11 protein-coding genes and 2 pseudogenes are annotated in these 7060 nt (G+C 69.0%); 5 read left to right on the top strand and 8 right to left on the bottom strand.

Annotation, left to right across the window (positions count from 1 at the left end; translation table 11 throughout):
- Positions 1–135: 135 nt before the first annotated feature.
- The gene (locus E1288_RS45685) at positions 136–783 is read left to right on the top strand and encodes a YeeE/YedE family protein (RefSeq protein WP_132495509.1); all 648 of its coding nucleotides are present in this window, start codon (positions 136–138) and stop codon (positions 781–783) included.
- Positions 783–1199, top strand: a complete 417-nt coding sequence (locus tag E1288_RS45680; protein WP_132495507.1) for a YeeE/YedE thiosulfate transporter family protein — start codon at positions 783–785, stop codon at positions 1197–1199. Before E1288_RS45685 ends, E1288_RS45680 begins: the two co-directional genes overlap by 1 nt.
- Positions 1200–1336: 137 nt before the next feature.
- Here the strand turns inward: E1288_RS45680 and E1288_RS47740 are convergent, their stop codons facing one another.
- Together E1288_RS47740 and E1288_RS45675 are read right to left on the bottom strand one after the other, a co-directional pair.
- Positions 1337–1504 (bottom strand): hypothetical protein, encoded by a 168-nt coding sequence (locus E1288_RS47740; RefSeq protein WP_165968633.1) that lies wholly within the window; start codon positions 1502–1504, stop codon positions 1337–1339.
- A 152-nt stretch (positions 1505–1656) separates the two neighbouring features.
- The gene (locus E1288_RS45675; protein WP_132495505.1) at positions 1657–2541 is read right to left on the bottom strand and encodes an NAD(P)-dependent oxidoreductase; all 885 of its coding nucleotides are present in this window, start codon (positions 2539–2541) and stop codon (positions 1657–1659) included.
- Positions 2542–2572: 31 nt separating this feature from the next.
- Between E1288_RS45675 and E1288_RS45670 the strand changes: the two genes are divergently transcribed.
- A complete protein-coding gene (locus E1288_RS45670) occupies positions 2573–2938 on the top strand; it encodes a winged helix-turn-helix transcriptional regulator (RefSeq protein ID WP_235884290.1) in 366 nt (121 codons plus the stop codon).
- A 212-nt stretch (positions 2939–3150) separates the two neighbouring features.
- Here E1288_RS45670 and E1288_RS49625 read toward each other — a convergent pair.
- From E1288_RS49625 to E1288_RS45655, 3 genes and pseudogenes are all read right to left on the bottom strand, one after another.
- Positions 3151–3255, bottom strand: a pseudogene (locus tag E1288_RS49625) (arsenate reductase ArsC); the annotation flags it as partial.
- A pseudogene (locus tag E1288_RS45660) lies at positions 3255–3395 on the bottom strand (ACR3 family arsenite efflux transporter); the annotation flags it as partial. The pseudogenes E1288_RS49625 and E1288_RS45660, both read right to left, overlap by 1 nt.
- Complete coding sequence (locus E1288_RS45655) at positions 3392–3757, bottom strand: ArsR/SmtB family transcription factor (RefSeq protein ID WP_132495503.1); 366 nt, start codon at positions 3755–3757, stop codon at positions 3392–3394. The gene E1288_RS45655 and the pseudogene E1288_RS45660, both read right to left, overlap by 4 nt.
- A gap of 75 nt (positions 3758–3832) precedes the next feature.
- Here E1288_RS45655 and E1288_RS45650 point away from each other — a divergent pair, with 75 nt between their 5' ends.
- Positions 3833–4276, top strand: coding sequence for an ArsI/CadI family heavy metal resistance metalloenzyme (locus E1288_RS45650; protein ID WP_132495501.1), 444 nt, complete (start codon positions 3833–3835; stop codon positions 4274–4276).
- Positions 4277–4280: 4 nt separating this feature from the next.
- Here E1288_RS45650 and E1288_RS45645 read toward each other — a convergent pair whose 3' ends face one another.
- From E1288_RS45645 to E1288_RS45635, 3 genes are all read right to left on the bottom strand, one after another.
- Positions 4281–4928 (bottom strand): cation transporter, encoded by a 648-nt coding sequence (locus E1288_RS45645; protein WP_132495499.1) that lies wholly within the window; start codon positions 4926–4928, stop codon positions 4281–4283.
- Positions 4925–5263, bottom strand: a complete 339-nt coding sequence (cmtR, locus tag E1288_RS45640) for a Cd(II)/Pb(II)-sensing metalloregulatory transcriptional regulator CmtR (protein WP_132495497.1) — start codon at positions 5261–5263, stop codon at positions 4925–4927. Before cmtR ends, E1288_RS45645 begins: the two co-directional genes overlap by 4 nt.
- A gap of 120 nt (positions 5264–5383) precedes the next feature.
- Positions 5384–6670, bottom strand: a complete 1287-nt coding sequence (locus E1288_RS45635) for a hypothetical protein (protein WP_132495495.1) — start codon at positions 6668–6670, stop codon at positions 5384–5386.
- Positions 6671–6861: 191 nt separating this feature from the next.
- Here E1288_RS45635 and E1288_RS45630 point away from each other — a divergent pair.
- Positions 6862–7060: transposase domain-containing protein (locus E1288_RS45630; RefSeq protein ID WP_207954298.1), on the top strand; the 199-nt coding region annotated here is incomplete at its 3' end.

Raw genomic sequence — 7060 nt, 5'->3', positions numbered from 1 at the left:
CCCGTCGGCCCCTTCGCGGGCCCCACAGGTCCCAAGAACCCCACCAACCCCGGACCGGGCAACACGGCCCGCGCGAGCGCAGGGCCCGAAACGCCGTTGGTGGACCCGACTCGCCGAGTGGATGAGAGGCCCCGCATGAGCAGCTACTGGCCCTGGTGGGCGGGCGCGATCGGGCTCGCCCTGGTCACCATCAACTACACGCTGATCACGGATCGGTCCTTCGGGGTGTCCTCGGCGTGGGATCGCGTCCTGCACTGGCGTGCCGAACGCCGCATCGAACGGCAGGAGGCCCAGTTCGCCGACGACCGTGCCCTCGAGGAAGCGTTCGCCGCGGCGACCGCCGCGGAGTTCGGGACCCGCTCTGAAGCACCCACCTCGCCGGACGTGATGCGCGGTGACGCGCAGCCGGACGCCGGACCCGCGGCGCGCGAGCAGAGCACGACGCAGGTCGTGCGCTCGGCACCTCTGGTCACCCAGGCCGCCCTGCTCCTGTCGATCTTCGTCGGCGGATGGGTGGCCGCCGTCATCGCCGGCCGATTCGAGGTCCGCTTCGACATGGGCGAGGGTTTCCGCCAGCTCGTCACCGCCGATTCGAACGTCATGATCGGCGTGCTGTTCGTCGGAGGCATCCTCGTCGGCTTCGGCACCCGCTTGGCCGGGGGCTGCAGCTCCGGCCATGGACTCAGCGGCTGCGGGCGGTTGCGTCCGGTCAGCCTCGTTGCAACTGCCGTCTTCTTCGGCACCGCTGTTGCCGTTTCGTTCCTGCTGTGGAAGGTGATCTGATGCGTACCAGGGGCGCGGTGCTCGTCGCCAACATCATTACCGGGCTGGCTCTCGGCTTCGTCGTCACCAACATCGGGTTCGGCGACTACACCGAGCTGAACCGCATGTTCACCTTCCGGGACCCGCGCATGCTGTACGCCTTCGCCGGGGCCGTGGCGATCATCGTGGTGGTCTTCGCCGTGGTGGGTGTCCGCCGCACGGCAGGGCGGATCCACCGCGGCGTGATCCCCGGGGCGGTGCTGTTCGGCACCGGCTGGGCGATCTCGGGTGGCTGCCCGGCGATCCCGATCATCCAGGTCGCCAGCGGTTACCTGCCCGCTCTCGTCACGATCGCCGGTGTCATGGTCGGGATGTGGCTGTGCCGCTGGGCCAACGCCAGGTTCTTCCAGCTCGACCGCGGCTCCTGCGGGCTGTAGCGACCGATGAGGGGGCCTGTCCTGGACGGGCCCCCTCATCCTCTTGGCGTCACCACGCCCTTTGGGGCCTCGACCAAAGAACCCCAGGTCACAGACCTGGGGTTCTTTGCTGCCAGGGTCTTTCGGCCGTAGCGCTCTCAGCGGGGCTTGGGGAGGTTCAGTCTCTCCCGCAGCTCCTTCAGGCCTAGGGTCCTTTCCTCGTCCCGGCTGTCCTCGACGTGGGTGTAGAGCGCGAGCACCAGCCTCCGGGCTCGCTCGTACCGCTCGTCGCTCCAGGTCTCCAGGCGATCCAGGGCCGCGTTCACCGGTTCGAAATCCCCTGGGAACAGGTGCAATCCGATGTCGGCGAGTGCCGGATTGCTGATTTCCGTGAAGGTGAGGGCGGATTCGAAGGGTTCCAGCGCATGCTGCGGGTCGACCGAGGCAGAGTGGCTGCTCGGTCGACCCGCAGTTTTCCTCAGCGGCCCAGGAACTCGGCGACGCGGATGAATCCGTCCGCGCCGTAGCCCCGTCCGATGGCGCGGCGAGCCCAGCCCTCGGCGGCGCGCATCACGCTCGCATCGATGCCGTGCGCTTCGGAGGTGTGGACGATGTGGGTCATGGTCGAGGCCGTCGAGGTCATGGGGTTTGCCTCGCCGAAGTAGTTGCCGCTGTCCACTCCCTCGGCGAGCTGCTCGAAGAGCGTTGGCATCATCGAGCCGATGCCCTTGGCGAGCGGGGCCAGCTCCCGTGCGGTGACGCCCTCCGCCTTCGCCACCGCCAATGCGTGGGCGTAGCCCGCCATCGCGGTCCAGAAGATGTCGAGCAGTGCGATGTCGTACGCCGCCGCCCGGCCGATCTCCTCTCCGAGGTGGGTGTGGTTGCCGCCCAGCACGTCCAGCACGGGCCGGTGCTCGCGGTAGAGCTCCTCCGGGCCGCTGTGGATGAACACCGCGGCGGGAGTTCCGATGGTCGTGATCGGGGTCATGATGGCGCCGTCCAGGTAGCGGACGCCGTGCTCGGCAGCCCATGCCGCGGTGTCGCGGGCTCGGTCTGGCGTGTCGGCGGTCAGGTTGACCACCGTGTGGCCCTTGAGCGCGTCGGCGACCGCCTCCCGCCGCAAGATCGCGTCCACCGCGTCGTAGTTCACCACGCAGACCACGGTCAGCCCGCTTGCGGCCACGGCTTCCTCCGCGGACCGGGCGCTGACCGCGCCACGCGAGACGAGTTCCTGGTCCCTTCCTGGCGTCCGGTTCCAGATCGTGGTGCGCAGGCCGGCGTCCAGGAATGCGCCCGCCAGGGAGCGGCCCATCGGCCCCAGGCCGAGGACGGTGACGGCGGACTGGTCGGTGTGCGAGGACATAATCAACTCCGCAACGAATAGGAAATATGCGATGAATGGGGTGAAGATGACGCGCGGTCGTGCCCAGGACCCGAATGTCTGCGGGGTAACCGCCGCGATCGCGGTGATCGACGGGAAGTGGAAGCCGACTCTGCTCTGGCTGCTGGAATCCCGTCCGCACCGTCCGGGCGAGCTGCGTCGGCGGCTGCCCGGCCTCACCGAGAAGGTGTTGACTCAGGCGCTCCGCGAGATGGAGGCCGACGGACTGGTGCACCGGGAGGTGCACGACGTGCTGCCGCTGAAGACCCTGTACTCCTTGACCGCGTTCGGCCGTGAGCTCTCCGAGCTGTTGGCTCCTCTCTCCGACTGGGGACATCGCCGTTTGGAGAAGCTCACCGACGCCAAGCCGGCTTCCTGATGCATTCGCGCGGCCACTCCACCTCTCCCGGGATCTGGCGGCGCTCCGGCCGCCCTGCACGAGGATCGGCCCTTTTCCGTTCGCTGCCCAGTACCCACTAATTGGTGGCTACCGCGGGGGGCGGGGTTTCGTCCGGCGGCGCAAGGGTGTCGAATGGGATCGGCCGAACTTGCGGCGAGTGGACGCAGGTATGGCAGAACTCGTGGATCGTGCTTTCCGGGGAACACCGGGCAGGCGGCGCCGCAGCCCATGGTGATCACCACGTCCGCGGCTTCGACGGCGCCGGTGGTCAGCTTCGTGGGGATCTCGTCCGACAGGCGTCCAAGGCCGGGCCGAGGCCGGGGATCCACCGTCCGGCCAGCAATCCGGCCACCATGGCCGCGCCGATCCACACCGGCAGCAGCCGGTCCAGCGTCGACAAGCGCGCGGCCACCGGGGCCTCTGCCGCCCGGGTCATGCGGTGACCGCCTCGGCGTCGGCCGGCACCAGCACGGACGAGACGGCCCGCAGGGTTTCGGGGCGCACGCGGTAGTAGATCCAGGTCCCGCGCCGTTCGCCCTCGATCACCCCGGCCTCGCGCAGCACCTTGAGGTGGTGCGAGATCGTCGGCCCGGACAGCTCGAACGCCCCGGTCAGATCGCACACGCACGCCTCTCCGCCCGCGTGCGAGGCGATCAACGACAGCAGTCGCAGCCGCACCGGTTCGCCGATCGCCTTGAACACCCGGGCCAGCTCGGCCGACTGCTCCGCGCTCAGCGGTTCCCGCATCACCGGCGAGCAGCACTGGGTCGCATCCTCGGGGCTTGTTTCGACACTCATCTATCTTGACAGATGTCGAAGCAAGGCCCAAGCTGTGGTCGTCTACTTAGATGTACATCTAAGCAAGGGGATGCGATGTCACGCATGCAGCTCGCCCTTCGGGTCGGTGACCTCGAAGGATCGATCGCGTTCTACTCGAAGCTCTTCGGCGCCGAGCCGGCCAAGCGGCGGCCCGGCTACGCCAACTTCGCCATCGCCGAACCGCCGCTGAAGCTCGTCCTGCTGGAGGGCGAGGCGGGCCAGGACACGGTGATGGACCACCTGGGCGTCGAGGTCGACAGCACCGAGCAGGTCGACGACGCCACCGAACGGCTCAAGGCGCTCGGCCTGTTCACCGACGTCGAGGAGGACACCACCTGCTGCTACGCCCGCCAGGACAAGGTCTGGGTCCACGGTCCCGGTCGCGAGCCCTGGGAGGTCTACGTCGTCAAAGCCGATTCCCAGACCTTCGGCGCGGCCGCGGAGGCCGGGACGCCGTGCTGCGCCGGGGACAACGACGCATCGGTCACCAACGCCTGAGTGCTCAGCAGCAGTGGTGGCCGCGCCAGGCTTCTCGGCCTTCCTTCACCGCCACCGCCGCGATCACCAGGGCGACGACGGGGTCGGCCCAGGACCAGCCGAGGAGGCCGTTGAGCAGCAGTCCCAGCAGCAGAACGCCCGAAAGGTAGGTGCACAGCAGGGTTTGCTTGGAGTCGGCGACCGCGCTGGCCGAACCGAGTTCTCGGCCGGCGCGGCGTTGGGCCGCCGACAGGAACGGCATCACCAGCAGGGAAACCGCAGCCAGCGCGATACCCACCGTCGAGTGTTCGGCCGAGTCCGCGCCGAGCAGGGTTCGCACCGACTCGACCGAGACGTAGGCGGCCAGCGCGAAGAACGACACCGCGATCACCTTCAGCGCCGCCCGTTCCCGGGCTTCGGGGTCGCTGCCGGAGAACTGCCACGCCACCGCGGCCGCGGACGCGACCTCGATCACCGAGTCCAGGCCGAAGCCGATCAACGCCGTCGAGGACGCCGCCGTTCCGGCCGAGATCGCCACGACCGCTTCGATGACGTTGTAGGTGATCGTCGCGGCGACCAGCCACCGCACCCGTCGGGCCAGCACCGCTCGTCGCTGCGGGTCGGTCGTGGTGTCCGCCGCGCAGCAGTCGTCGACGCAGCGATCCTCGCTCACCGCTCCGCCTCGGGCTGGGCCTCGTTGAGGCACGGCTGATCCGTTTCCACGGCGAGCACGACCTGGACCAGTTCGCCGAGCGCGCGCGCCAGGTGGGCATCGGCCAGGGAATAGCGGACCTGGCGGCCCTCGTAGGTGGCCACGACGAGCCCGCAACCGCGCAGGCAGGCCAGGTGGTTGGAGACGTTCGAACGGCTCAGCCCCAGCTGCTCGGCGAGCACGCCCGGATAGCTCTCCCCGTCGAGCAGCGCGACCAGGATCTGGCAACGAGTCGGATCGGCCAGCGCCTTGCCCAGCCGGGCCAGCGCCGCGCCCCGCGTCTCACACGTCAGCATGAACGGAACAGTACAGCGAACAGTGATATATCAGCAAGGGCTGAACTGTTCAGCCGCCGAGTGATCGCCCGAGGATGCGGTCTTCGACCGCATCCTCACGTGCAGCGCACGAGTTGAGCCCTAGGTCTGCTCTTCTGCGCCGTGCCACTTCTGCATGTGCGTGGCGTGGGTGTGCAGGTAGGCGCCGGGTTTGAAGAAGCGATCGTAGAAGTCCAGGTCCAGGTGGTGGGCCTGGACGTAGTTCATGATGAACACCGTCGGCACCGTCCCTGGGAACTTCCCGAAGGTGTCCAGGACGTACTGCGCTTGGAGCGAGACGCACGCCTTGAACTCGTCGTCGTGCACCAGGGCGCTGCCGCGGAAGCCCGGGCTGTCGGTCCAGGCCCCCGGGGTGTCGCGGTGGAACGGCCCGCCGGGGCCGAACTTGCGTTCGGCGAACGCCTCGACCGCCGCCGCCATGTCGCGGTGCCGCGGTGGGCAGCAGGCCTCGAAGACGCCCTCCCGGCCGGTGGGGTTCGGGGTCGGCCAGCGCTCGTCCTCGTCGTAGCGGAACCCGAGGCCGGGGACGGCGGGATCGCCCGAGGCGCCGAGCATCGCGAAGCGATCGATCCCGTCGAACATCCAGCCGCCGAGCCCCATCGCCTGCAGCATCAGCACGCCCGCGTAGCAGGCGGAAGCCAGCTCCGCCGTCGCCTCGGTCAGCGCGTACTGCTCGGTGAAGGTGAGCGGGAACGGCTCCTCGACGTCGACCAGCCCGCCGAACTCCGCCAGCCCGGGGAGCTCGCGATCGTTGACGTCGTCGTAGATCGCGTAGCCGTTCTGGGCGAAGAAGCACAGGATGGCGATGAGGTGCTGGGCGATGTCCGCCACCGGGATGACCAGCAGCGAACCGGGAACGTTGACGCACCAGGTGTTGTGCCCCTCCAGGTAGGGCTCCTCCGCCGGCAGGTACAGCCGCCCGGGCGAGAGCCGGCGCAGCCGCTCGCGGTGCCGCTCGACCACCAGCTCCGGGGTGACCTCCTCGACGGCCGGGTCGACCAGCGCGCCGGCGTCGCGGGTCGGGAAGAAGTAGAGCCCGGAGTCGTCGGTGAAGAACAACTCGGCGGTGTGGATCCCGGCCGCGGACGGGAAGGTGCGGCCGGCGGCGGCGCCGGCGTAGTTCGAGACGTGCGGGGCGTAGCGGGCGTGCCGGGTGATCGAGTAGTGCCAGCCGGTCGTACCGCCCATCGCGCTCAGCACGAGCATCCGCTCCAGGTCCGTCAGGGGCACCGGCTCGTGCCTGGAGCGGTAGGCGAGCGGGCCGTCCGGGATCTCGTCGCCCAGGGCGAAACGCCGCGAGCGGCGGCCGAAAATCGCCTCCACCAGAGGGAAATCCGCAAGCTCCGCAAGCGCCGTCTCGAAGTTCACCGCAGCTTCCTCGGGCACAGCGCCAGACTGCGCCCGCGAGCGGTGCCGGACCAAGGGCTTTCTGCCCTCCGGCCTGCTCCGCGGCGGTTTCGCGCGAAAGCGTCACCTCGGACCGCGCACCGTTCCGAAACGACCGCCTAGGCCCAATGCCGGTCGTTTAGGTTGTCGCGTGGCCGGTAGCCTGCGTACTTGTGGATCTTGAGGCAGGTGCGGGCGCGGGTGTCAGCGTGGCCGATCGGGCCGCCGTCGGCGTGCTGACCCGAACGTTCCCTGTGGAATTGGTCGATCGAGTTATTGATCAGTACTGGCGTAGGGAACAGCGGACCCGCGCACTGCCCGCCCGGCTGATGTTCTACTTCACGCTGGTCTTGTGCCTGTTTCCGCACGAGT

Origin of the sequence: Saccharopolyspora elongata, assembly GCF_004348985.1 — a bacterium.
Lineage (GTDB): Bacteria > Actinomycetota > Actinomycetes > Mycobacteriales > Pseudonocardiaceae > Saccharopolyspora > Saccharopolyspora elongata.
Note: the sequence above shows the minus strand (reverse complement) of the source record. Positions and strands in the feature narration are given on the sequence as shown.

Coding starts and splice junctions, on each gene's coding strand:
- E1288_RS45685 (WP_132495509.1), top strand. CDS start 136: ATGAGCAGCTACTGGCCCTGGTGGGCGGGCGCGATCGGGCTCGCCCTG.
- E1288_RS45680 (WP_132495507.1), top strand. CDS start 783: ATGCGTACCAGGGGCGCGGTGCTCGTCGCCAACATCATTACCGGGCTG.
- E1288_RS45675 (WP_132495505.1), bottom strand. CDS start 2,541: ATGTCCTCGCACACCGACCAGTCCGCCGTCACCGTCCTCGGCCTGGGG.
- E1288_RS45670 (WP_235884290.1), top strand. CDS start 2,573: ATGAATGGGGTGAAGATGACGCGCGGTCGTGCCCAGGACCCGAATGTC.
- E1288_RS45655 (WP_132495503.1), bottom strand. CDS start 3,757: ATGAGTGTCGAAACAAGCCCCGAGGATGCGACCCAGTGCTGCTCGCCG.
- E1288_RS45650 (WP_132495501.1), top strand. CDS start 3,833: ATGTCACGCATGCAGCTCGCCCTTCGGGTCGGTGACCTCGAAGGATCG.
- cmtR (WP_132495497.1), bottom strand. CDS start 5,263: ATGCTGACGTGTGAGACGCGGGGCGCGGCGCTGGCCCGGCTGGGCAAG.